This is a genomic window from Vibrio sp. MarTm2 (genome assembly GCF_027587055.1).
GTDB classification, from domain to species: Bacteria; Pseudomonadota; Gammaproteobacteria; order Enterobacterales; family Vibrionaceae; genus Vibrio; species Vibrio sinaloensis_D.
The window spans coordinates 151538-175985 of the sequence record NZ_JAPPTK010000006.1; the positions used below are offsets into that span (position 1 = coordinate 151538).

Below are 24448 nucleotides of genomic sequence, written 5' to 3' on the forward strand. Positions count from 1 at the left end.
TTATGTTCTTAGGTACCCTTTACCACGCATCGAGGTAAGAGCGAAGTTTAACGCGAGCGCCAGTGCTAGTAACACCATACCTAGCGCAACACCTTGAGCAAATGCGCCTTTGTGGCTTTCCATCGCGATGGCGGTCGGAATGTTGCGGGTGAGTCCCATGATATTGCCTCCGACCATGGTTGAGCAGCCCACTTCGGTCACAATTCTCGAAAAAGCTGCAATGGTTGCCGCCATCAAAGGAAATCGAGTTTCCCAAATCATGGTAGCGGCGATGCGGGTTGGTGAAGCGCCGAGGGTAATCGCAGTTTCAATGGCGCGGCGATCACTCGATTGCAGTGCGCCGTGCATCATTGAGACTAAAACCGGAAAGCCAATCAGCATTTGGCCAACGATCATCGCCTTTTGAGTGAAGAGCATTTGCCAATCTCCCATAGGGCCTGAGCGGGAGAGCAGGATATAAAGCAGCAGACCAATCACCACAGTCGGTATGGCTTGCAGAGTATTGACCAGCGATAAGAATAACCATTTCCCGCGAAATTCTGTATACGCCAGAATAAAGGAGAACAGGATAGCAGGTAAAAGCACCAAAGAAATCGCAGTCAGAGAAACACTAAAGGAGACCGCAACGATCTCCCATAGTTCTCGATCCAAACTCACCAATAAGGCAAGGGCATCAAGGGTAGTTTGCCAAAGGCTCATAGAGGCTATTTCTCGTTCGCGTTCGCGACAAACAACTGCTTACCGCTCAACTTGAACTCGTTGATCAATTGCTGACCTTTAGGGTTTACAAGCCAGTCACTGAATACTTTCGCACCTTGGTAGTTGATGGTTGGGTAGCGCTCAGGGTTAACCAAAATCACTTGGTAAGGGTTGAATAGGTTTTTGTCACCTTGGAACAAAATTTTAAGATCGAGCTTATTGTTGTACGCAAGCCAAGTACCGCGGTCGGTCATGGTGTAGCCTTGCATCTCATTCGCCATGTTGAGTGTTGGCCCCATGCCTTGGCCCACGCTGCGGTAGCCGCCAAAGTTTGGTTCAATCTCGCTTTGCTGCCAAATGCCTTTCTCTTTTTTGTGAGTGCCAGAATCGTCGCCGCGTGAGACAAACGTCATGTTCATGTTGGCGATCTTTTTGAATGCTTGAGCAACGTCTGCTGATTCAGCGATCTTCGCAGGATCTTTTTCTGGGCCAACGATAACGAAGTCGTTATACATCAGTTTACGCGGTAAGACACCGTAACCTTTTTCAACAAAATTCGCTTCTGCTTTTGGTGCGTGAGTCATCACCAAATCCACATCGCCGTTTTCGCCCATTTTTAGGGATTTACCGGTGCCCGCTGCAATCACGTCGACTTTGTAGCCTGTATCTTTTTCGAATTCAGGAAGTAGGTAGTCGAGTAAGCCTGAGTGGTAGGTGCTTGTAGTGGTCGCTAAACGGACGTGAGGCTGTTCATCTGCCGATGACGCTGAATAGCTAACGAGGGCCAAGGACGCTGTTGCAAGAGTTAAAGTCATTGTTTTCATTATATTATCATTCCATGTGATGGTATTGACTTGCCAAAATAATCTTCTAAGTTGAGATAACGTAGCGCTCTCTACTTTATCGATAGACACGCATTTAAAGCAATCTTAATGCCAATAATTGGGATGATATAAATCACGAAATATCAATGATTTATCAATGCAAAATTTGATGTGAGACAAAATGTCGCAGATTAGTTTATTCCCTTGGCTTAAACCTTGGTACACTCTGTCCCAACCTCTATTTAATTGAACGAGTCATTATGTCCCCAACGTTTGATCCCAATAAAACCTCCCAATATCAGGCTTTTTCCGTATTAGTGGTGGATGATGAAACCGGTATGCAGGCCATATTGAATAAGGCGCTGAGCAAATGGTTTTCTCGTGTTGATACCGCTGGCTCTATTGAACAAGCTGAGACAATGCGGGTCGCCAATCATTACGATTTGATCATATTGGACATCAATTTGCCGGGGCGCTCGGGGATAGAATGGAAAGAGGCGTTTACGGATGAAGATCGCAAGGCTGACGTTATTTTTATGACAGGCTACGCCGATCTAGAAACCGCGATTTCAGCGCTTAAATTGGGAGCTTCAGACTTTATCTTGAAGCCGTTTAACCTTGAGCAAATGCTGCAAGCCGTCCAGCGCTGTATGGATAAACGCTTGGCCGAGCGACACCAGTACGCGCTAAGCCACGACTTTAAGCGTCACATTAAAACGGAAATCGTTGGTGGGTCAGAGCGCACCAAACAACTTAAACAATTGATCAGTCAATTTGCTCCGTCTCGAGCTTCTGTTTTAATCGAAGGTGAGTCAGGAACGGGCAAAGAGCTGGTGGCGCGAGGTGTGCATGAAGCAAGCCAACGTAAAGGGCCTTTTGTTCCCATTAACTGTGGGGCAATCGCTCCTGAGCTACTAGAAAGTGAACTGTTCGGCCATACTTCCGGCGCGTTTACGGGAGCAAAGAAAAACCGTGAAGGCATGTTCCGCGTTGCCAGCGGTGGCACATTATTTTTAGACGAAATCGGGGAAATGCCACTCTCTATGCAGTCGGCATTGTTGCGCGTATTAGAGCAACGCACTATTCGTCCGGTAGGTAGCGAAAAAGAGATCACCATTGATGTTCGTGTGGTTGCTGCGACGAACCGAAACTTGCAAGAAGAAGTCGATAAAGGAAACTTTCGTCGCGACTTATTCTACCGACTCAACGTATTGAAGATTGACGTTGCTCCACTGAGAGACCGAAAAGCGGACTTAATCGAGTTGGTACCATTCTTCACTCGTATGCTGTCTGCCGAGTTAGGCGTGACCGATCCTAAGTGGGCCCATGAAGACATTATCGCCATGAATGACTATGACTGGCCCGGTAACATCCGTGAGCTAAAAAACTTGATTGAACGATGTATCTTACTTGGTAAGCCTCCTGCTCATTACTGGCGTGAAGTGAATGGCGTACCACCGCAGCAAAATGTCTCTGTGACGGTATCAAGTGGCTGCGAAATGATTGACCTACCTCAAGCCAATGATGTTCAAGGCTATCCGAGCAGTTGGACCCTGAAAGAAGTCGAGAAAGCGCATATCCAGCAATTAGTTGACTTGCATGACGGCAACAAATCGGCCGCCGCAAGAGAACTTGGCGTAGCGCGCAAGACACTAGAGCGCAAATACAAAGAGTGGGATGCGGAGGAGTCTAATTATGCCGAATAACGGCAACTTGTGGACAAAGTGGCGCTATCGCTTCAAAACCATGGTGCGCTATCGTCTGATGATTCTGACGTCTGCACCGATATTTTTGACCTTGGTTGCCTTGATAGGGATCACCATCTATTGGTCGATTCATTACACATGGCAAAGCGCGCTGCTTGATGTTTCTGAGCGCTTGGGCGTTGCGGATAACAGCATCGAGTTAATTCAAGAGAAGCAAGCCAATCACGTTAAGGCGTTTTCTGAATCGTTCGATTTTGTTTACGCGATCAACAATCAAAGCGAGTTTGATGACTTTAGCGGCTGGGTTTCAGAGCAAAAGCATCGCTACAACCTCGATTTCCTCCGTTTTCATCGAGTAGAGAGACCAGAAGACAAGTTTCGCTTCCTAGATTTAACGCTCAAAGAGTCTTTTTTTGATGTGTTAGACGAGCATGAGCTGGATGAACTTGATAAAGAACTCGTTAAACGGGCGCAAATTCCGATTTTAAACAGCCAAAAACTTGAAAAACGCGGGCTGGTGAGTCGCACTGTCGTCCCTATCTATGATCAAAAAAACAATATCATCGGTTTTTTAGACGGGGGACTGCTGCTCAACAACAGCACGGTGTTGGTCGATCAAATCCGCGATCTTATCTATCCGTCTAAACATGACAGCTTGAGACCTGTAGGGACGTTAACCGTCTTTCTTGATGATCTCCGTGTCAGTACCAATGTGCCTCTGGATAGCAGTGATCGAGTCGGACGCGCCATTGGTACGCGCGTTTCTTCAGAGGTCAATCGCGCCGTATTGCACGAAGGGAGAGAGTGGGTCAACCGCGCATTTGTGTATGATGCTTGGTACATCACCGCATACCAACCGATACGCGACCAATATGACAATGTTATCGGAATGCTCTACACCGGTTATTTGCTGTGGCCGTTTGTCAAAGCGTACATGACCAACATCGCTGAAATCTCGGTAACGACATTGCTGTTGCTGTTGGTGTCTGGCCTGATTGTTTACCGCGGTTCACGAGATTTGTTCAACCCAATTGAGCATATTCATCGCGTAGTCAAAATGATTCAAATGGGTAAAGAGACCCGAATTGGCACCTTGGGTTTAGACGAAAACCATGAACTCGCCCAACTTGCTCGCCAATTTGACAACATGCTTGATTTGCTCAAACAGCGGAAAAACGAATTGAAAGCTGCGGCCATCGAACTTGAAGCCAAGGTAGAAGAGCGTACCGCTAGCTTGATGGAAAAAACCGAAGATCTTGAACTTCATATTCAACTGCTGAATCAAACTCGCGATAAGTTGGTTGTGAACGAAAAACTTGCCGCACTTGGTGAGCTGACTGCTGGGATCGCGCATGAGATCAACAACCCAAGCGCGGTAATACTGGGCAACGTGGAGTTGATTCAATTTGAACTTGGTGATGATGCCGAGAGAGTAAAAGAAGAGATAGACGCAATCCACGCGCAAATTGACCGCATTCGTAATATCACACGCAGTTTGCTTCAATACAGCCGTCAAGGTGGCGTGCAAGACGAAATTACTTGGCAGCATGTCAATCCCGTTATCGATGAGAGCATTACGTTGGTGAAAACGGGCACCAAGAAACGCGATGTTGAGTTTGTTACTAAGCTCAATGCCAAAAGCTCTGTCGAGGTGAATCGTCACCAACTGTTGCAGATCTTGGTCAATTTGCAAATGAACGGCATCCATGCAATGGATGGAAAGGGCAAACTGACGATAACCACCGAGGATTGGTTGGAAGGCGATCGTTGTGTTGGCGCTATCATCCACGTAACGGATCAAGGATGCGGAATTAAGCCTGAAAATCTGAAACGCATTTTCTCACCTTTCTATACCACCAAACGTGAAGGCACTGGGCTTGGGCTGTCTGTCTCCCAGAGTATTCTTAGTCAAACGGGTGGGGAGCTTAAGGTGGAGTCACAATGGGGCAAGGGGACAACCTTTAGTATCTATCTCCCTCAACGAGCGGAAACCGACTTTAAAATCACCAACCTATGACATCTAACGCGGAGCCAAAGTGCTCCGCTTCTTCTATCTGACATCTTGCTTTGGGGAAAGTGAACCTAAATCACACTTTGCCTGTCAGGAAACAAAGTTAAAACAACACTTGAAGTTATTCGCGGTAAACAGTAGTGTGGCGCGGTTTTTCATCATTTAAAGGTAAACACATTGATTTCCACTAATAACATTACGCAGCAATTTGGTGCTAAGCCGCTGTTTGAGAATATTTCGGTAAAATTCGGTGAAGGTAACCGCTACGGTCTTATTGGTGCAAATGGTTGTGGTAAATCAACCTTTATGAAGATCCTAAGCGGTGAGCTTGAGCCAACAGGTGGTAACGTAAGCTATGACCCAAATGAGCGCGTTGCAAAGCTTAATCAGGATCAGTTCGCATACGAAGAATTCACTGTCATCGATACGGTGATTATGGGCTACAAAGAGCTTTGGGAAGTGAAGAAAGAGCGTGACCGCATTTACTCTCTGCCAGAAATGACAGAAGAAGAAGGCATGCTGGTTGCGGATCTTGAAGTTCAGTTCGCAGAGATGGATGGCTACATGGCGGACGCGAAAGCCGGCGAGCTTTTGCTAGCGGTGGGTATCCCAGAAGAGCAACATTACGGTCTGATGAGCGAGGTTGCGCCAGGTTGGAAACTTCGTGTTCTTCTTGCACAGGTTCTTTTCGCTGACCCGCACATCATGCTGCTTGACGAACCAACCAACAACTTGGATATGGACACCATTCGCTGGCTAGAAGAAACACTTAACCAGCGTAACTGCACAATGATCATCATCTCGCACGACCGCCACTTCCTAAACTCTGTGTGTACGCACATGGCCGATTTGGATTACGGTGAACTGCGTATTTACCACGGTAACTACGATGAGTACATGACGGCAGCGACTCAAGCTCGTGAACGTCTATTGTCGGACAACGCGAAGAAGAAGGCGCAAATTGCAGAGCTGCAAACTTTCGTGGCGCGTTTCTCGGCAAACGCTTCAAAAGCGAAGCAAGCGACGTCCCGTGCTAAACAGATTGATAAGATTCAATTGGATGAAGTTAAGGCATCAAGCCGTCAAAACCCGTTCATTCGTTTTGAGCAATCTAAAGAGCTATTCCGCAACGCTCTGATCGTTGAGAACCTAAGCCAAGGTTTTGAAGACGATCTGTTCAGCAATTTTGATGCGATTTTTGAAGTGGGTGAACGTGTTGCCATCATTGGTGAGAACGGCGTGGGTAAAACAACGCTGCTTAATACACTGGCGGGCGTACTCGAGCCACGCACAGGCGAATACAAGTGGTCAGAAAACTCGAACATTGGCTACTACGCTCAAGATCATGCGCATGACTTTGAAGAAGACATGAACTTGATGGATTGGATGGGCCAATGGCGTCAAGAGGGCGACGACGAACAAGTTCTGCGTAGCTTCCTTGGACGCATGCTGTTCTCGCAAGATGACATCAAGAAGTCTGTAAAAGTGCTATCGGGTGGTGAGCAAGGTCGTATGCTGCTAGGTAAACTGCAAATGCATAAGCCAAACATGCTGTTGATGGACGAACCTACGAACCACATGGATATGGAATCTATCGAATCACTTAACAACGCACTTGAGCAATACAAGGGCACACTGTTCTTCGTTTCTCATGACCGTGTATTTGTTGACTCACTGGCAACCCGTATCCTAGAGATCAAAGATGGTCAGATTCACGATTTCCGCGGTACTTACGCAGAGTTCCTTAAAGCGCGTGGTATTGACGGCTAATTGTTTGAAAAGATGGTTAAAAGAGCCTCACTATTGAGGCTCTTTTTGTATCTGACTTTCTATCAAACAGACCTGTTTTCTAATATTTAAACTGTGCGACAATCCCTTCGAGTTTGTGGCTAACGCCTGATACCTGTTCACTGCATTTCACAGAACTAGAGACAATTTGATAGGTGTTGCCCGCAAGGTGAGCAATCTCTGTGATATTGCGATCGATTTCCGCAGAGACAGCGGACTGCTCTTCAGAGGCAGTTGCGATTTGCGTATTCATATCAAACATTTCACTGATTTGAGTGCTGATACTCTCAATCGCCGTCACCACTTGATGAGTATGGGTGTTGGTGGTTCTTGCTTGCTCAGCGCTGGACGCCATTTTCGACACCGTTTGCGAGATACCATTGGTTAATCCTTGGATGGTTGATTCAATCTGGTGGGTCGAATCGTTGGTCATCACCGACAATTGGCGAACTTCATCTGCGACCACAGCAAAGCCTCGTCCACTTTCACCGGCGCGGGCAGCTTCAATTGCGGCGTTTAGCGCAAGTAAATTAGTCTGTTCTGCGATGCTTTGAATGGTCGAGACGACCTGATTAATCTCTCTACTTTGTTCTTCAAGCGCCATGATTTGCGCTTGCGACTGCTCAATGCTTTCTGCTAATTCATCAATTCGATCACCAGTATTATGAGTCATATCGAGGGCGTTTTGCGCTTCACTTTTTACACGCTCAGCATTTTGCGCAGCTGATTCAATGTTGGCGGTAATCTCGTTGGTGGTCATGACCAGCTCATTAACCGCCGTGGCTACCGATTCTGATTCCAGTTTTTGCTGCTCCGCATTCTTCATGCTTTGAATCGCGGCATGTTCGGAGCTACACGAACTTTCGCTAAGAACACTCATCACACCTGCTAGATCTTTGATGTGGCCGTGAAGGCTGGCAATAAACAGGTCAAACGAATTGGCCAGACTCGCCAGTTCATCATTGCCTTTCGCATTCATTCTCACGGTTAAATCACCGTTACCGCTCGCGATTTGCATCATGAGTGTATTGATCGCTTTAATTCTGCTCAGAATGCTTCGGCCGATTAAAAACAGGAGTGTGGACAACAACACAACGAGCCCTAAGCCAATCGAATGAAGTTGGCTTTTAATTGCCTCGCTTTTGGTGACAATCGCTGCGTTGATTTCAGATTGGAGACCTGCAATCGCATCCTCTGTCGTATGGACGTTATCTCTCAGCGCTCCTCGCAACCCTTCATTCGCGCTCAAACCCAATACCACGGTCTGGTCGATATGGGTTAATAAGTTTTCTTTGTACTGTTCAAACGCATTAAAAACATCTGACGGCATCAGTGAAAACTGAGCAAAACGAGCCATTGCTTGGTTGACCATTTCAATGCTTTCTCTGGACGGAGCGGCGAGATAACTCAGATCAGACTCAATGAGTTCGAGCAAAGCAACTTTAAGCAAAAAGTCCTCATGTGTAGACACGGTCTTTTTCAGGCGCTCTCGGTCACCTGCAACTTGCAAAGACAAACTCTGCTGACCATTTTGGGCATCAAGCTCATTGACTTGCGCTGCCAATTGATGAAATTGACGCTGATACTGGTTTAGCGTGGAGACGATTTGTGCGCCTTGTTGATTGAGGTTGAGTTGGTGCTCGTTTAGCGACGTTTGAAGAGCGGAGATACGGCGAGATAGTTGTTCAAATGTGGAGTCAAACCGAGTGACATATTTGCTGTCTTTGCGAGCCAGAAAATCTTTCTCGTGTCGACGAAGCATGAGCAAATCCACAGAGCTACTCAAGTTGTCACTGGCTGCCCGTTCCAGCGAGGCGAGGTCAGCCAAACTTTTTTGTTCGTAGTAGGCGTAGACAACAACACCTAAAAGTAGAGTTAGATTAATTAAGACCAGTTTTGTTCTGATCGACAGCGAGAGCGTAAAGCCCTGACGTTTCGGTGTACCAACCATGGACACCTCCCCTTATTAGACCAATGACGTTGCACAACCACTGATGATGAAGTTTTTGTGACATTTTTGTTTCAGTGGTTATACAACTAATAGCTTAAAGGGGGTGGTTTGCAAGCTAGGTCAAAGGTTATTGATTTCCTTTTACATCAAATTCTATCTTTTCTGCTCCGGTAAAGACTTGAAACCTCAAACCTTTTGCCCGTGCAATGGTAGTAATGCCAAATTTTTTCGCCAAGTCGAGTCCCATTTGCGTAACACCCGAGCGGGAGAGCAAAACAGGAATACCCATTTGGGCAACTTTGATCACCATTTCTGAGGTGAGTCTTCCTGTGGTGTAGAAGATTTTGTCGTCACCAATCTCTTGATTGAGCCACATTTCGCCTGCGAGTGTATCAACGGCATTGTGACGACCAACATCCTCGACAAATGACAGAACTTCATCAGTTTTGCATACCGCGCAACCGTGTACAGCGCCAGCTTTTTTGTAGGTATCGTTGTAGTGGGTTAACACCTCAAGCGCGGAGTAGATATCGGATTGCTTGATTTTGATTTGCGGCACTTGGTAGTTTTCAAGTTGCTTCATGACGTTGCCATACATGGTCCCTTGACCGCAGCCAGAGGTGACGGTTTTCTTTTTAAGTGCGCCCTCTACTTCTTTTGTATCTTCTTTCGTTACAACCGCGGCTGTGTGCGTTTCCCAATCAATAATCACTGACTCTAACGCATCAGGATCAGAGATAAAGCTCTGGTTCTTAAGATAGCCAAGGACGAGCGATTCAGGTCTAGAGCCCAACGTCATGAGCGTGACCACTTCTTTCCAGTTGAGCATCACAGTCAAAGGACGTTCACAGGCAATTTGCTTGGTAAGCTTTTCGCCATACTCGTCGAACACTTCTACTTCGATGGTTTGTAGGGGATTTTCACTGGTTTTAATAATGTTCGCTTTCACCACATGAGGTCCTATTGATAACGTTGGTTATTATTATTGAAACAGCTTACTTGCAAATAACATTCCCAAGTTTGTCTGTGTCGTGTTTTTGAACTTGTCCATTACCTTACCACAAGATATCGAACTACATTTTCAATCAGCGTAGGTACAAATATTGCTTATGACAAAAGTAACAACAACTCGGGGTAGGTAAACAATGTCAAAACAACCGTCGACTCAAGCCACATTAACAAAAACAGAAGAGTTATGGCCGATACAATGTGAGCTTATTTCTCATGAGATCTCTACAGGTATCTGGGTAACCACTCAATGGCAGCTATCGGGTTTTGAACTCGCACCTAATGACGCTAGCCAAAACGTTGCGCTTCTTCAGCTTCATCGAGACGAGAGAACCGACTATCGTTTCAATCTCAGTTCCCAGCAGCCTAAACTCTTTCTTGTACTTGATTCGGTTGATAATGACGACGAGCCTAATATCGTCGCGCTGACAGCTTCTCAAAGCGTTGCTGGGCAATATATGGATGGAGATTATCTCGTCCTTTCTAAAGAGATGCCACTTCCGGTACAAGCATGGATGGAAGCCTATATTGGCCGACATGGTGAACTGCTCGAGCAAAGAAGAAAGAAACGTAAGGGAGCAGGGCGCGCTAGTGGCAACTAATTTTCTAAGTCGTTGGTCTCAACGCAAACTGGATGTCGGTTCCGATAAGGCAGAAGAAAGCGTTCAAACCAACGAATCAGCGCGAATCAGTGAGGCTGAAAGCCACGTCGAAAAGCCGCATGAGACTCCAACGGATGACGCTCAAAATCTTTCTGATGGAAGTGATGATCAGAGCGTGGCGACACTGCTTGCGTCACAAGTTGAGAGTAGCGTTAAGAAAGCCGTACTTCGGAAGTTGTTTTTATCAGGTGAGTTTAGTGAAGTAGACCGCCTCAATGACTATGATCATGATTATCAATCGGTTAAGTCACTGTCGAGTGAGGTCGCCAGTAAACTGAGAGATTGGGTCAATGATGAAAGCGAAGATAAAGACATGGAGGCACACTCTTCCGCTAGTGAGCATGAACCCTCGACTGAGCCAGCCGATGCCAAATTGGCTGCGGATTCACAAAACGCCATTAACATAGAAGGCGAAGATTCGACTTTAGATGATGGCAGTGAACTGGTGGGACAAAATATACCACACAAACAATAGGTACATTTTGACTAAATACTAACTAAAGCGGATGGGACATTTTGTCTCGCCCGCTTTTCATTTCTCGTTATCTCACTGCACTTTCTCCTAAGTTATTGATAAATTTGTATTAAAAAGTTGGTACAGCAATTGCTATTACTCAGCAGAGTGAATATTCATGTTCTTACTGGAATAGAACTGGAAGTGAGCAATGCTTAAACAACTACTACAAGAATCAACGTCAACCAACGGAAAGGCACGTTTATACGCTTTCGAAAATACCGTTGAACTGACGAATCTCATTCCACCTACAGTCAGCTATGAAAGCGGTGGCCACACTTTGATCGTTGGCCCTACGGCGATTATCGAAAGCGCGGCCGAGCAGCTGGCTCAAATGAAAAGCCTGACACTTCTCTCCACTGACGGGGAAATGGGTCAACACGCTAATCTTTACTTTGCAAACAGCGTTCAAGTCTCCGGCTTTCTCGGTACGTTTGAGGTTGTTATCGAAAACAAAGGCACTTCGAGCAATCTTGCGAAAGTTGCTATCAACCATGACTGCTTTGATATCGTGCTCGATCTGTGTCTTGAAAGCTGCATGAAAGAGGAAGTGCCGGTTCCTGGTTATTACCCAGTTGGACGCGGCTATCCAAAATTGGCGGAAGCGTTAGAAGAGATTCCAACCTTGATGGGCACCTTTGATAAGCCTAAGTATTTTCGCCTAGATACTGATTTGTGTGCACACAGTTCACGCGGTGTTAAAGGATGTGAGCGCTGTGTCGACGCTTGTCCTGCGGGGGCGTTATCGAGTGAAGGTTCAGATAAGACGGGTCACCGTATCGAGATTAACCCGTATTTGTGTCAAGGCGTAGGCACATGTGCGACTGCTTGCCCGACAGAAGCGATTCACTATGCGCTGCCGAATCCGCAAGAGACGCAGAAATTCGTTGAGCGCACATTGGCAAACTACGAACAAGCCGGTGGTGTCGACCCCATTGTCCTAATCTGCAGTTCTCGTCATGAACAATACAATGTCATGGCATTGAAAGCCCTCCCAGATAACGTTGTTCCTATTGTTGTAGAAGAGCTGCCTTCCGTGGGAATAGACAGTTGGTTAGCGGCATTGGTGAACGGGGCCACACAGGTTCTTTTTGCGGCAAGTCGCTTTATGCCACCAACCATCATTCGAGTGCTCAATAATGAAGTCTCTATTGCTCAAGAGTTATTAAGTCAGCTTGGGATCGCGAAAGAGACTATCGATATTTTGTATTTGGAATCTCTACGCGAAGGTCAACCAACACTTTGCACGGATTCGTTTGATTTAGCGCTGGGCGATCTTGAAGGCAATAAACGCGCTCGTCTATTTACGGCGCTTGATGCGCTCGCTAAAGCGCGTATCCCTGTTGAAAATGTCGTGGGTCTTCCAGCCAACGCGCCATTTGGTTCTGTTTCATGCGAAAGCAAAGATTGTACTTTATGTATGAGCTGTGTAGCGGTTTGTCCGACACGCGCACTTCACACGGATGGCACCTCGCCATCTCTTCAATTTGTTGAACAAGACTGTGTTCAATGTGGGCTATGTGAAAAAGCGTGCCCTGAGAATGCGCTTAGTTTGACGCCTAGAATGAACTGGGACAGTCAAACGCGTCAGAATGCGGTGGTGCTGCATGAAGAGAAAGCGGCGGAATGTATTCGCTGCCATAAACCGTTCGCGCCGCAATCAATGATTGACATGCTACAAGATAAGTTACGCGGTCATTCTCATTTCTCTGATGAAGCGGCGATCAACCGTATCGCCATGTGTGAAGACTGCCGAGTGGTAGACATGTTTGAGTCAATGGCTCAAGACCCGATGCAACAACTCAAATACTAGGAGCGGTGTGTGAGTATCGAACAACAAACATTACGTACAGAGATTTACTTGTTGCTTTCAGCACTGCTGCGCAATTCGCCTTCAATAGAGATGCTAGCGTTCCTTTCTCAACTCGAGGCGGAATCAGAACAAAGTGACATGCAAAAAGCGTGGCAGGGCATTTCTACTGCGGCTGCCAAAGCAAACATTGGTGCACTGGAAGACGAATACCAAGAGCTGTTTATCGGCATTGGCCGTGGAGAAGTTGTGCCATTTGCTTCTTGGCATCGCACAGGTTCTTTAATGGAAAAACCACTGGCTGAGATCCGTAACGATCTTGATCAGATGGGGTTTGAACGCGAAGAGCAGGTGAAAGAGCCAGAAGACCATATTGCGGCATTGTGTGAAGTGATGGCGATGATCACTCAAGAGGATGAAGCGCTTCAGCAAGCGTTTTTCAATAAGCACATGGCACCTTGGTTTGGCTCACTCGTTAATCAAATTAGTGAGGCAAAGAGCGCTGACTTTTATCTGAACGTTGCCGCATTGCTCAATGCATTCCTTTCACTAGAGCAGGTGCGCTTTAGCGAGAAAACGAAAAGCAGCAAAACACAATTAAAAATTGATGTGAAAAACGTCACTGAGTACGACCAAGCTCAGCAGTAACGAGTTCGCGTCGATAAGAGAGACGCTGAGTCTCCAAGTACCGTAAAGGTAAGGAAGCAAAATGAAAGATAATAAAGAAATAAACACAAGCCGTAGGGATCTTCTTAAAGGCTTGACCACAGCTGCCGTTGCAGGTGCCGTTGTTACAGGTACCGCAACTGTGGCAAACGCATCGGAGACGGTCGCAGTGGATAAAGAGTCAAAGAAGACAGGTTATCGCGAAACGCAACATATCCGTGATTATTACGAAACCCTATAGGAGCTAAGCAATGAAACTCGTTAAACGCTCCGATAGTGTGAGCAAAGAACAAAATCAATTGGGTATTTCACGCCGCGCATTCATGAAAAACAGCTCATTGGCTGCTGGTGGTGCGGTTGCAGGTGCGTGCCTATTTACACCGGGCATGATCAAGAAAGCAGAAGCAAAGTCTGTTGATCCAAGTGCTAAAACCGACGTCAAACGTACGATCTGTTCTCACTGTTCTGTGGGCTGCGGTATCTATGCTGAAGTGCAAAACGGTGTTTGGACAGGGCAAGAGCCTGCGTTTGACCATCCTTTCAACGCTGGTGGCCACTGTGCTAAAGGGGCTGCACTGCGTGAGCATGGACATGGTGAGCGTCGCTTGAAATACCCAATGAAACTAGAAGGCGGTAAGTGGAAAAAGCTTTCGTGGGATCAAGCGATCGAAGAGATCGGCAATAAAGTGCTCGATATTCGTAAAGAATCGGGTCCTGACTCAGTGTATTGGCTTGGTAGCGCGAAGCACAATAACGAGCAAGCGTACATGTTCCGCAAAATGGCGTCACTGTGGGGCACCAATAACGTCGATCACCAAGCGCGTATCTGTCACTCAACAACCGTAGCGGGTGTAGCCAACACTTGGGGCTACGGCGCGATGACTAACTCGTTCAATGACATGCACAACTGTAAGTCGATGCTGTTCATTGGATCAAACCCAGCTGAGGCACACCCAGTTGCCATGCAGCACATCTTGATCGCCAAAGAGAAAAACAACTGTAAGATCGTTGTTGCTGACCCGCGTCGCACACGTACCGCTGCAAAATCAGATCACTACGTATCGCTGCGTCCAGGCTCTGATGTAGCCTTCATTTGGGGTATCTTATGGCATGTCTTTGCTAACCAGTGGGAAGACAAAGAATTCATTCGCCAACGCGTATTCGGCATGGATGAGATCCGTGAAGAAGTTGCTAAATGGAACCCCGCAGAAGTTGAGCGTGTAACGGGTGTGGCTGAAGCTGACGTTTACAAAACCGCGAAACTGCTTTCTGAAAACCGCCCAGGTTGTGTGGTTTGGTGTATGGGTGGTACTCAACATACAACTGGTAACAACAACACACGTGCATACTGTGTACTTGAGCTTGCGCTAGGTAACATGGGCAAATCTGGTGGCGGTGCGAACATCTTCCGTGGTCACGATAACGTACAGGGCGCAACTGACCTTGGCGTACTTTCGCACACACTTCCTGGTTACTACGGTCTGTCAGATGGTGCTTGGAAACACTGGTCTAAGGTTTGGGATCTAGACCATGAGTGGGTACAAAACCGCTTCGACCAAAACGAGTACCGCGGCAAAAAGCCAATGAACAACATGGGTATTCCTGTGTCTCGTTGGATTGATGGTGTTCTAGAAAACAAAGATAACATCGAACAAAACGACAACATTCGCGCTATGTTCTATTGGGGGCACGCGGTTAACTCCCAGACTCGCGGCGTAGAAATGCGTAAAGCGATGCAAAAGCTAGATATGATGGTTATCGTCGACCCATACCCAACCGTCGCGGCGGTAATGAACGATCGTACCGATGGGGTTTATCTTCTACCTGCTACTACTCAGTTTGAAACTTACGGCAGTGTGACGGCGTCTAACCGCTCTATCCAGTGGCGTGATAAAGTCGTTGAGCCTCTTTTCGACTCAAAGCCTGACCACGAAATCATGTACCTGCTGACCAAGAAGCTAGGCTTTGCTGAGCAGCTGTTCAAGAACGTGAAAGTGGAAAACAACCAACCTGTTATCGAAGACATTACTCGTGAATTTAATAAGGGTATGTGGACGATTGGTTATACAGGTCAAAGCCCAGAGCGTTTAAAAGCGCACCAACAAAACTGGCATACCTTCCACAAAACCACGCTGGAAGCAGAAGGCGGTGTAGCTCACGGTGAAACCTATGGTCTGCCTTGGCCATGTTGGGGTACGCCTGAGATGAAACACCCAGGCACGCATATCCTTTACGATACATCTAAACCCGTTGCTCAGGGCGGCGGTAACTTCCGTGCTCGATTTGGTGTGGAATTTGAAGGCACCAATATTCTTGCTGAAGACAGCTACTCAAAAGGTTGTGAGATTGAAGATGGCTATCCAGAGTTCAGTGACAAATTGCTGAAATCTTTGGGTTGGTGGGACGACCTTACAGCAGAAGAGAAAGCAGCAGCAGAAGGCAAAAACTGGAAGACCGACTTATCTGGCGGTATTCAGCGTGTAGCAATCAAGCACGGCTGTATTCCTTTTGGTAACGCGAAAGCGCGCGCGGTAGTTTGGACCTTCCCAGATCGCGTGCCACTGCACCGTGAACCGCTTTACACACCACGTCGTGACCTAGTCGCGGATTACCCAACGTGGGACGACAGCGAGTCTATCTATCGTCTGCCAACCATGTACAAGTCAATTCAAGACAAAGATGTATCCGGTGAATACCCAATCATCCTAACCTCAGGACGTTTGGTTGAGTACGAAGGTGGTGGTGAAGAGACTCGTTCAAACCCATGGCTTGCTGAGCTTCAACAAGAAATGTTTGTTGAGGTGAACCCGAAAGATGCCAATGATCTTGGCTTCAAAGATGGCGAAATGGTTTGGGTTGAAGGTGCAGAGAAAGGTCGAATCCACGTGAAAGCGATGGTGACTCGACGCGTGAAGCCGGGCATGGCATTTATTCCATTCCACTTCGGCGGTAAGTTCCAAGGCGAAGACCTTCGCGGCAAGTACCCTGAAGGGACAGACCCATACGTGATTGGTGAATCTGCCAATATTGCAACGACTTACGGTTATGACCCTGTTACGCAAATGCAGGAAACCAAAGTCACCCTATGTAACATTCGCAAAGCTTAAGGAGTCAACAAATGGCTAGAATGAAATTCCTTTGTGACACCAAGCGCTGTATCGAATGTAACGGCTGTGTCACTGCATGTAAGAACGAAAATGACGACGCGTTAGAGTGGGGCATTCAGCGCCGCCGCGTTGTTACCTTGAACGATGGTGAACCGGGTGAGAACTCGATATCGGTTGCTTGTATGCACTGTACTGATGCGCCTTGTATGGCGGTGTGTCCGGCAGACTGTTTCGAGCACACAGAAGATGGCATCGTGCTGCATAACAAAGACCTTTGTATCGGTTGTGGGTACTGTCTGTTTGCTTGTCCGTTTGGTGCGCCTCAGTTCCCTAAACAGGAAGCGTTTGGCGAGCGCGGTAAGATGGACAAATGTACCTTCTGTGCAGGTGGTCCTGAAACAGAGCCAGGTTCAGTAGAAGAACGTCAGAAGTACGGGGCGAACCGTATTGCTGAAGGTAAACTACCGATGTGTGCTTCACTATGTTCAACTAAAGCGCTGTTGGCGGGTGATGCAGAGAAAGTCTCTGATATCTTCCGTCAACGTGTGGTTGAGCGCGGTGCGAAAGGCGCGGGTTGGACGAATGGTAACGACTTGTCTTACGACGCAACGAAAAGTTAAGGGTGGAGAGATTCATGTTTTCAATGTTTAAACGTGCATCTCTTGTAATGCTGTCAATGATGGCAGCATTACTCTTTGCTTTATCGCTGCCTGCGCATGCTGAGCAAAAAGAGTCTGAAGTTGCACAACGTGAAATGACCCAATTGGCTGGCGCCGATTTTTGGCGTCAAGTTCGTCAAGGCGAAGAGGGCTACACGACGTCTCAGTTCCCAGAGCATGGAATGCTGATCAGTACCCCAGGGCAAACCTGGTACATTTTGAAAGAGAAATGGATGTCACCAGCGGGAGCTGTGGCGATTTTCGGTAGTATCGCTTTCGTTACTCTCATGTACATTGTCATTGGCCCACTTATGTTAAGTGCGCCAAGAACAGGTAAGAAGATCAAGCGTTGGTCTCGATTGGATCGCGCTCTTCACTGGAGCATTGCATTCACTTTCTTAACCTTAGCGTTTAGTGGGCTAATGCTGGTTTATGGTAAACATTTCCTTAAGCCGTACATTCCGTCTGAGCTATGGGGCTTCATCATCATGTTGGCGAAGCAATACCATAACTACATTGGTCCAATCTTCTACGTGTTGCTGCTGTGTGTGCTGATTAAGTGGTGGCGAAAGTCGATCTTCAAGAAAGTCGATCTTGCTTGGTTTATGAAGCTTGGTGGCATGGTAGGTAAACATAAAGGCTCGCATCCATCAGCAGAGTTCTCTAACGCTGGTGAAAAAGCGCTGTTCTGGTTACTCATTGTTGTGGGAACGGTCGTTGCGCTCAGCGGCTTGGTTTTGGATTTCCCAATCTTTGGTCAGACACGACGTGATATGGAGCTTTCTAACCTTGTCCATATGTTAGCGGCTCTGATTCTAATCTGTGGTTTCGTGTTCCACATCTATATCGGTTTATTCGGAATGGAAGGAGCACTTGAAGGCATGGTAACGGGCGAGGTTGATGAAACTTGGGCCAAAGAGCATCATGACCTTTGGTATGAAGAGATGATGGCTAAAGAGCGAGAAGAGCAGGGTGGAAATGCAAACACTGCGATCTCTGACCACGAAGTAAAAGGAGCGCAGACAAATGAACAAACCTCATAATGGTATTTGGGTTGCGTACATCTTAAGTTGTTTTACTCCGTTTACCTGCTTAATTTCAGGCGTGATTGCGATTGTTTACGCGGGTTACCGTTTAGACCGAGGTGAAGATGGCGAAATAATCGATTCTCACTATTACGGCTTGATTCGAACTTTCTTCCTGAACTTAACCTACTTTGTCGTATTGATCATCACGGTAGCGACGTCAAATGGTGTCCTGAAAGGGGTCAATGATTACTGGTATCAAAGTCATATCATCGACGAGGTTGCTTATTACATCCCATACGTAGGAATGTTATTTGGTGCAATTGCGATAGTGATTTGGTTTATCCGCATGTTCCAAGGCATGAGCAAACTCAAAGACAACCAACCATTTAGCTTTTCAAAAGGCCCAAACCTGTAAAAAGCCTCATACTACGCGAGCCCTGATTTCTTCAGGGCTCTTTTTTATGCACCAAAAGATTGCGCCTCTATCTGGTGCAACTATCCCTTTCATGGTGCATCTCCTCACCAAGTTTGCACATTCAAATCGTCACTCTCAATTTGAATCCTTTAATTATTTTAATAAATTCAATCACTAAGATGTTGGTTATAAAATCATAGTTTAGTGGCATGTAACTTGCCGTATCAGGGCTTCAAGCAATATCACCAATGTGGTGAGCGATGTTATATGACGCACAGGAAAAGTGCGCGACAAACAAAAATGGAGACTTATACGGATGAGCGTAACAGCCAGTCAGGTTCATGGAGCCGTTCAAACCCTGACTCAAAGTTCGGACACACTTTTTCTTCTTCTTGGTGCCATTATGGTGTTCTTAATGCACGCTGGATTCGCATTTCTCGAAGTCGGAACGGTCAGACATAAAAACCAAGTGAATGCTCTGGTTAAAATTCTTGCAGACTTCGGCATTTCAGCGCTTGCCTATTTCTTCATCGGCTATTGGGTCGCTTATGGAGCAAACTTCTTCGCTGACGCACAAACTCTTTCCCAAGGAAATGGGTATGAGCTGGTCAAGTTCTTCTTCTTACTAACCTTTGCCGCTGCGATTCCTGCCATCGTTTCTGGCGGGATTGCTGAACGAGCCCGCTTTTATCCTATTCTTGTGGCGACCTTCTTTACGGTTGGATTGGTCTACCCAGTGTTTGAAGGCATGATCTGGAATGGCAACTTTGGTTTGCAGGCTTGGTTCGAATCACAATTTGGCTATGGGTTCCATGATTTCGCAGGCTCCGTTGTTGTGCATGGTGTCGGAGGTTGGATTGCGTTGGTTGCGGTTCTCTTTCTCGGTATGCGTAAAGGGCGAATCAGAGCAGGAAAGCACACCAACTTTGCGCCATCGAATATCCCGTTTTTAGCGCTCGGCGCATGGATTCTGTGTGTTGGCTGGTTTGGGTTTAACGTGATGTCAGCGCAAACGCTTAATGGCATCAGCGGACTCGTCGCGATGAACTCATTGATGGCGATGGTAGGTGGAATTGTTGCTGCTTTAATCGCAGGCAAAAACGACCCAGGTTTTATTCACAATGGTCCTTTAGCAGGTCTGGTCGCCATTTGTGCCGGATCTGACTTAATGCATCCCATCGGCTCTTTGATCACGGGTGCTGTCGCGGGGGCGTTATTTGTCTATCTATTTACCTACCTTCAAAACAAAACCAAAATCGATGATGTTCTTGGAGTTTGGCCGCTTCACGGAGTTTGCGGTGCGTGGGGTGGCATTGCTGCGGGCATTTTCGGCCAGACTGCGTTAGGTGGTCTCGGAGGCGTGAGCTTTGTGGTTCAGTTGCTCGGCACGTTAGTCGGCATTGGGATTGCCGTTGGGGGCGCTTTGGTTGTTTACGGCATCATTAACAAAGTATCGGGCTTACGCTTATCGGAAGAAGATGAGTTCAATGGCGCAGACTTGGCGATTCATAAAATCTCTGCCACGAGTGACGATTAAACAATCGGTTGAGATAGGGCGGCTTCGGTCGCCTTTTTTGTTTTAGTTCACATTACGTTGTATAACTCGTTTGATTTCGACTATGGTCTAATCCGCATAACTTCTGATGTTATTAGCGAAGTGCTAAGCTACATCTAAAGGAAAAATATAAGGATGTGGTATGAAGTTTCCGTATCGTAATGTCGTAATTCTCACTGGAGCAGGGATCTCAGCTGAATCAGGTATTCAAACTTTTCGAGCGCAAGATGGCTTGTGGGAAGATCACCGCATAGAAGATGTCGCGACCCCTGAAGGATTTGCCCGCGACCCTGATCTTGTTCAAGATTTCTATAATAAACGCCGCATCATGCTACAAGAACCGCATATTGAACCCAATGCAGCTCACATCGCCTTAGGGCAACTGGAAGCCGAGCTAGACGGGACGGTTACCGTGATTACACAAAACATCGATAACCTACATGAGCGAGGTGGCAGCTCGAACGTCATTCACATGCATGGCGAACTCCTAAAAGCACGTTGCAGCGTATCGAATCAAGTGGTTGAAGAGTTGGGTGAAATCAAAACGGGCGATCTTTGTCATTGCTGTCAAATGCCGTCTCAAATGCGACCTCATGTTGTTTGGTTTGGCGAAATGCCATTACGAATGGGCGAGATTTATCAATCCCTAGAAGATGCAGATCTGTTCATTTCGATTGGTACGTCAGGGGTTGTTTTCCCCGCTGCAGGCTTTGTTCACGATGCGAAAATGCATGGCGCCCATACAATAGAAATTAATTTAGAGCCAAGTGCTGTTGAGAGCGAGTTTGAAGAGAAGCGTTATGGAAAAGCCAGTGTGGAAGTCCCGAAACTGGTTGAGGAAATCCTAGCTTTGCAGAAACCTCAAGCAAAGCACGCATAAACGTTGCGCTTTGAATAGATGCTCAGCGCTTGCCTCGCTGAGCTTTTTTCATTTCATACATGGCTTTATCTGTATTGATTAACGCTTGATGGAACTGAGTCTTGGTTGTTGAATCAATACCATAGCTAAACTTGATGTCTTCACCTTCTAGATGAGCGTTGATCTTGTGAATGAACGCGAGTCCTGCCCCTGGCGACGCCACAACAGCGAATTCATCGCCACCCAGCCTAAACGCTTGCTCCGCCTCAGAAGTCGATTCTCGTAACGCCTGTGCAAAGCGAACCAACATAATATCGCCTTGCGCATGACCTTGTGTATCGTTGACTAGCTTTAAGCCATCCAAATCAAAGTAGATTAAGTCAAATTTTTCCAGAGTGATGTTGTTGAGCTTTTTTCGGTTGTATAGCCCAGTTAACTCATCAATAGTGGCGTTCTCTTTCGCTTTATTGACCATACGAGTAATGCCAAAGGCCAACAACAAGAACGAAAGTTGTAACAAGCCGTCTTCTAGAAACGAGTCAACTAACGGATGTTGCGCTGCGATGTCGTTGAAGTAAGTGATTTCCGTGACGACTTCATAAAAACTGTTTGTTATCAGTAAGCCAACTCCGTAATTAACTAATGAGTTGGAACGCACCGTTCGTAGAGAGATGTAAGCTAAATAGATCACCAGAAAGAGGGTGTTTGTCTCGAAAAGCAGATCGTAGCGTGAATCAACAGCGAAGAAATGGCTCATCACCAATAGTAATAATTGGACGATGATCAGCAATGAAAGAAAGAAAAGGGTGACTCTGTACATAGTCCTCTCAAACTAATAAAGCGGCAGATGCCGCTTTATTAAGTGTAAGATAAATCGCTTAATTATCTACTTTAAGTTTCTGGAAGTATTCGTCGTAAAGCACGCTTGCTTCACCCACTTCGTCTTGCCACGTACCACTTTCCATCACTTCTTGTGGTGGGAAAATGCTTGGATCGTTCGCAAACTCTTTAGGCAGTAGATCGTGCGCTGTAGCCACTGGCGTAGGGTAGCCAATCTCAAGAGCGATTTTCGCTGCATTCTCTGGGCGAAGTAGGAAGTCGATCATTTTGTGTGCCGCTTCGATATTCTTCGCGCCTGCTGGAATAGCTAGGCTGTCCATCCAGAAAATAGCGCCTTTTTCAGGCCAGATGATGTTGATAGATGCGCCTTCTTGACGCGCCATGTATGCCGAACCATTCCAAAGCATGCCAAGAGAAACTTCGCCTGCTAAGTATGGGTTTGCTGGGAAATCAGAGTTAAAAACTAATACGTTTGGCATTAGCTTTTTCAGCTCTTCATATGCTGCTTTGATTTCATCTGGATCCGTGGTGTTTGGAGAGTAACCAAGCTTAGTTAGGGCGATATGGAAGACTTCGCGCGAATCATCCATCAGCATAAGTTGGCCTTCCCACTTGCTATCCCAGAAGTCATCCCACTTCGTTACTGAAGAGCTGTCTAGCATGTCTGAGTTAATGCCAATACCTGTCGCGCCCCAGATGTAAGGGATAGAGTAACTGTTGTTTGGGTCGAACGGTTTGTTTAGGAAGTTTGTATCAAGATCGGCAAAGTGAGAAAGCTTCTCTTTGTCAATTTTTTGTAGCATGCCTTCTTTGCGCATCTTAGAGACAAAGTAAGTAGACGGTACTACTAGATCGTAACCAGAACCTTGAGTCTTTAACTTAGCGTACATGCTTTCGTTAGACTCGTAAGTTGAGTAAATCACCTTAATTCCGGTTTCTTTTGTAAAGTCTTCAAGAACTTCGTTTGGAATGTATTCAGACCAGTTGTAGAAGTAGAGTTCTTGATCAGCAGCCATTGCAGGGGAAGCGATCAGAGTCGCCGCGCACAGTGCGCTTGCATAGAATTTACTTTTCATTATTTTTCCGTTTTTCCTGTGCTTAGACAGCATAAGCATTTCCAAGCTTATGTACGCTGGGTAAGCAGTGAGTTAAGTCGCTTGTTAGAACAACAAACCATGCAAACAGAAATTATATCAGCCAATGACGAAAATAGGCAGCGAATGCTGCCTATTTTCCTGTTTAGTTTGGGTTATTGACCCGCTTTAAGCTTTAGGAAGTATTCTTCATACTTCACGGTTAAATCGCCTACCGAATCTTGCCACTCCACACGGTCCAGATCTTCTTGAGAAGGGAATAGGGGAGCCACGTCTTTAAACTTGGCATTAGACTCAGCCACCGCTGTTAAATAACCGGTATCGCGCGAGATTTGCTCGGCAATTTCTGGGCGAAGCAGGAAATCGATCATCTTATGAGCCGCATCTACATTCTTCGCACCCGAAGAGATGGCAAAGTTGTCAACCCAACCGATACCGCCTTCTTTAGGGAAGACAAGTTTTAGGTTCATACCTTCGTTTTGAGCCGCAGCCGCACTACCGTTCCAAAGCATGCCTACGCCAACTTCACCAGACATATATGGAGCGCCTGGGTTGTCAGAGTTAAATACCAGTACGTTTGGCATTAATTTTTGTAGTTCAGCGTACGCTTCGTCGATCTGTTTCGGATCGGTTGAGTTACCAGAGTAACCCAGTTTACGCAAAGCGATGTGGAACACTTCACGGGTGTCATCCATTAACATTAGCTGACCTTCAAGTTCTGGGTTCCATAGGTCAGCCCAGCTCGTGAAGTCATTCGGATCGTACATGTCGGCGTTAACGGCAAGGCCAGTAATCGCAACTACATGAGGAATTGAATAGTCGTTGTTTGGATCGTAAGGTTTGTCCAAGTAGTTCTTATCTAGGTTAGAGAAGTTACTCAGTTTCGACTTATCGATTTTTTGCAGCATTCCTTCATCGCGCATTTTAGCGACGAAGTAAGTTGACGGTACGACAAGATCATAACCTTGGTTATGTGTTTTTAGCTTTGCATAAAGTGTTTCATTCGACTCGTAAGTCGAGTAAATCACCTTAATGCCAGTTTCTTTTGTAAATTGCTCTAGGATATTACTGTTGATGTAAGGACCCCAGTTCATAAATACAAGTTCTTTGTTTTCGTCCGCTGCAACTGCTCCTGAGAACAGAGAAAGCGCACATGCACTACCAGCTAATAAAGTAGCCCATTTTTTCATTGACGTTAGCTCCAAACCAAACGTATCTCCACAATGGAGATTGGATAGAAAAACAGAATGGC

At 46.5% G+C, this 24448-nt stretch carries 21 protein-coding genes; 14 read left to right on the forward strand and 7 right to left on the reverse strand.

The annotated features are described in order from the left end of the window. Positions 1–699: an ABC transporter permease gene (locus tag OH458_RS13640; protein WP_038186927.1), complete on the reverse strand. Its 699-nt coding sequence runs from the start codon at positions 697–699 to the stop codon at positions 1–3. A gap of 5 nt (positions 700–704) precedes the next feature. Beyond that, positions 705–1523 (reverse strand): substrate-binding domain-containing protein, encoded by an 819-nt coding sequence (locus OH458_RS13645; protein WP_038134597.1) that lies wholly within the window; start codon positions 1521–1523, stop codon positions 705–707. A 260-nt stretch (positions 1524–1783) separates the two neighbouring features. On the opposite strand from OH458_RS13645, the gene OH458_RS13650 reads away from it, so the two are divergent. From OH458_RS13650 to OH458_RS13660, 3 genes are all read left to right on the forward strand, one after another. Then, entirely contained in the window at positions 1784–3229 is a 1446-nt protein-coding gene (locus tag OH458_RS13650; protein ID WP_038134599.1) for a sigma-54-dependent transcriptional regulator, read from the forward strand. Beyond that, entirely contained in the window at positions 3219–5246 is a 2028-nt protein-coding gene (locus tag OH458_RS13655; RefSeq protein WP_269978730.1) for a sensor histidine kinase, read from the forward strand. Before OH458_RS13650 ends, OH458_RS13655 begins: the two co-directional genes overlap by 11 nt. A 171-nt stretch (positions 5247–5417) precedes the next feature. Next, a complete protein-coding gene (locus OH458_RS13660) occupies positions 5418–7010 on the forward strand; it encodes an ABC-F family ATPase (RefSeq protein ID WP_269978731.1) in 1593 nt (530 codons plus the stop codon). A 79-nt stretch (positions 7011–7089) separates the two neighbouring features. Here OH458_RS13660 and OH458_RS13665 read toward each other — a convergent pair whose 3' ends face one another. Together OH458_RS13665 and fdhD are read right to left on the reverse strand one after the other, a co-directional pair. After that, the gene (locus tag OH458_RS13665; protein WP_269978732.1) at positions 7090–8979 is read right to left on the reverse strand and encodes a methyl-accepting chemotaxis protein; all 1890 of its coding nucleotides are present in this window, start codon (positions 8977–8979) and stop codon (positions 7090–7092) included. Between the two features lie 127 nt (positions 8980–9106). Beyond that, positions 9107–9931: a formate dehydrogenase accessory sulfurtransferase FdhD gene (fdhD, locus tag OH458_RS13670; RefSeq protein WP_269978733.1), complete on the reverse strand. Its 825-nt coding sequence runs from the start codon at positions 9929–9931 to the stop codon at positions 9107–9109. Positions 9932–10124: 193 nt separating this feature from the next. Between fdhD and OH458_RS13675 the strand changes: the two genes are divergently transcribed. The 11 genes from OH458_RS13675 (at position 10125) to cobB (ending at position 21283) form a co-directional block, all read left to right on the forward strand. Then, entirely contained in the window at positions 10125–10589 is a 465-nt protein-coding gene (locus OH458_RS13675; RefSeq protein WP_269978734.1) for a DUF3305 domain-containing protein, read from the forward strand. Next, complete coding sequence (locus OH458_RS13680; protein ID WP_269978735.1) at positions 10579–11124, forward strand: DUF3306 domain-containing protein; 546 nt, start codon at positions 10579–10581, stop codon at positions 11122–11124. The genes OH458_RS13675 and OH458_RS13680 overlap by 11 nt, the downstream gene beginning before the upstream one ends. Positions 11125–11314: 190 nt before the next feature. Further along, positions 11315–12976 carry a 4Fe-4S dicluster domain-containing protein gene (locus OH458_RS13685; RefSeq protein ID WP_269978736.1) on the forward strand — a complete coding sequence of 554 codons (1662 nt, stop codon included), beginning with the start codon at positions 11315–11317 and terminating at the stop codon, positions 12974–12976. 9 nt (positions 12977–12985) lie between these two features. Further along, on the forward strand, positions 12986–13621 hold the full coding sequence (locus OH458_RS13690) for a TorD/DmsD family molecular chaperone (RefSeq protein WP_269978737.1): 636 nt from the start codon (positions 12986–12988) through the stop codon (positions 13619–13621). A gap of 61 nt (positions 13622–13682) precedes the next feature. Beyond that, a complete protein-coding gene (locus tag OH458_RS13695; RefSeq protein WP_005475799.1) occupies positions 13683–13880 on the forward strand; it encodes a twin-arginine translocation signal domain-containing protein in 198 nt (65 codons plus the stop codon). Between the two features lie 10 nt (positions 13881–13890). Then, entirely contained in the window at positions 13891–16746 is a 2856-nt protein-coding gene (locus tag OH458_RS13700) for a formate dehydrogenase subunit alpha (protein ID WP_038134621.1), read from the forward strand. 11 nt (positions 16747–16757) lie between these two features. Continuing rightward, positions 16758–17366, forward strand: a complete 609-nt coding sequence (gene fdh3B, locus OH458_RS13705; protein WP_038134624.1) for a formate dehydrogenase FDH3 subunit beta — start codon at positions 16758–16760, stop codon at positions 17364–17366. 14 nt (positions 17367–17380) lie between these two features. Next, positions 17381–18448: a formate dehydrogenase subunit gamma gene (locus tag OH458_RS13710; protein WP_269978738.1), complete on the forward strand. Its 1068-nt coding sequence runs from the start codon at positions 17381–17383 to the stop codon at positions 18446–18448. Then, positions 18432–18848 carry a hypothetical protein gene (locus tag OH458_RS13715; RefSeq protein ID WP_269978739.1) on the forward strand — a complete coding sequence of 139 codons (417 nt, stop codon included), beginning with the start codon at positions 18432–18434 and terminating at the stop codon, positions 18846–18848. The genes OH458_RS13710 and OH458_RS13715 overlap by 17 nt, the downstream gene beginning before the upstream one ends. A gap of 316 nt (positions 18849–19164) precedes the next feature. After that, positions 19165–20385, forward strand: a complete 1221-nt coding sequence (locus OH458_RS13720) for an ammonium transporter (protein WP_038134632.1) — start codon at positions 19165–19167, stop codon at positions 20383–20385. A gap of 160 nt (positions 20386–20545) precedes the next feature. Then, a complete protein-coding gene (gene cobB, locus OH458_RS13725) occupies positions 20546–21283 on the forward strand; it encodes a Sir2 family NAD+-dependent deacetylase (RefSeq protein WP_005475808.1) in 738 nt (245 codons plus the stop codon). Positions 21284–21305: 22 nt separating this feature from the next. On the opposite strand, the gene OH458_RS13730 is transcribed toward cobB, so the two are convergent. From OH458_RS13730 to OH458_RS13740, 3 genes are all read right to left on the reverse strand, one after another. Next, complete coding sequence (locus tag OH458_RS13730; protein WP_039627979.1) at positions 21306–22082, reverse strand: GGDEF domain-containing protein; 777 nt, start codon at positions 22080–22082, stop codon at positions 21306–21308. Between the two features lie 58 nt (positions 22083–22140). Beyond that, a complete protein-coding gene (locus tag OH458_RS13735) occupies positions 22141–23178 on the reverse strand; it encodes an extracellular solute-binding protein (RefSeq protein ID WP_038134640.1) in 1038 nt (345 codons plus the stop codon). A gap of 173 nt (positions 23179–23351) precedes the next feature. Next, complete coding sequence (locus OH458_RS13740; RefSeq protein WP_269978740.1) at positions 23352–24386, reverse strand: extracellular solute-binding protein; 1035 nt, start codon at positions 24384–24386, stop codon at positions 23352–23354. Positions 24387–24448: the final 62 nt, after the last annotated feature.

Excerpts from the sequence above, each read along its gene's own strand:
- OH458_RS13640 (WP_038186927.1), bottom strand. The coding sequence starts at position 699 with ATGAGCCTTTGGCAAACTACCCTTGATGCCCTTGCCTTATTGGTGAGT.
- OH458_RS13645 (WP_038134597.1), bottom strand. The coding sequence starts at position 1,523 with ATGAAAACAATGACTTTAACTCTTGCAACAGCGTCCTTGGCCCTCGTT.
- OH458_RS13650 (WP_038134599.1), top strand. The coding sequence starts at position 1,784 with ATGTCCCCAACGTTTGATCCCAATAAAACCTCCCAATATCAGGCTTTT.
- OH458_RS13655 (WP_269978730.1), top strand. The coding sequence starts at position 3,219 with ATGCCGAATAACGGCAACTTGTGGACAAAGTGGCGCTATCGCTTCAAA.
- OH458_RS13665 (WP_269978732.1), bottom strand. The coding sequence starts at position 8,979 with ATGGTTGGTACACCGAAACGTCAGGGCTTTACGCTCTCGCTGTCGATC.
- OH458_RS13675 (WP_269978734.1), top strand. The coding sequence starts at position 10,125 with ATGTCAAAACAACCGTCGACTCAAGCCACATTAACAAAAACAGAAGAG.
- OH458_RS13685 (WP_269978736.1), top strand. The coding sequence starts at position 11,315 with ATGCTTAAACAACTACTACAAGAATCAACGTCAACCAACGGAAAGGCA.
- OH458_RS13695 (WP_005475799.1), top strand. The coding sequence starts at position 13,683 with ATGAAAGATAATAAAGAAATAAACACAAGCCGTAGGGATCTTCTTAAA.
- OH458_RS13700 (WP_038134621.1), top strand. The coding sequence starts at position 13,891 with ATGAAACTCGTTAAACGCTCCGATAGTGTGAGCAAAGAACAAAATCAA.
- fdh3B (WP_038134624.1), top strand. The coding sequence starts at position 16,758 with ATGGCTAGAATGAAATTCCTTTGTGACACCAAGCGCTGTATCGAATGT.
- OH458_RS13710 (WP_269978738.1), top strand. The coding sequence starts at position 17,381 with ATGTTTTCAATGTTTAAACGTGCATCTCTTGTAATGCTGTCAATGATG.
- OH458_RS13715 (WP_269978739.1), top strand. The coding sequence starts at position 18,432 with ATGAACAAACCTCATAATGGTATTTGGGTTGCGTACATCTTAAGTTGT.
- OH458_RS13720 (WP_038134632.1), top strand. The coding sequence starts at position 19,165 with ATGAGCGTAACAGCCAGTCAGGTTCATGGAGCCGTTCAAACCCTGACT.
- cobB (WP_005475808.1), top strand. The coding sequence starts at position 20,546 with ATGAAGTTTCCGTATCGTAATGTCGTAATTCTCACTGGAGCAGGGATC.
- OH458_RS13730 (WP_039627979.1), bottom strand. The coding sequence starts at position 22,082 with ATGTACAGAGTCACCCTTTTCTTTCTTTCATTGCTGATCATCGTCCAA.
- OH458_RS13735 (WP_038134640.1), bottom strand. The coding sequence starts at position 23,178 with ATGAAAAGTAAATTCTATGCAAGCGCACTGTGCGCGGCGACTCTGATC.
- OH458_RS13740 (WP_269978740.1), bottom strand. The coding sequence starts at position 24,386 with ATGAAAAAATGGGCTACTTTATTAGCTGGTAGTGCATGTGCGCTTTCT.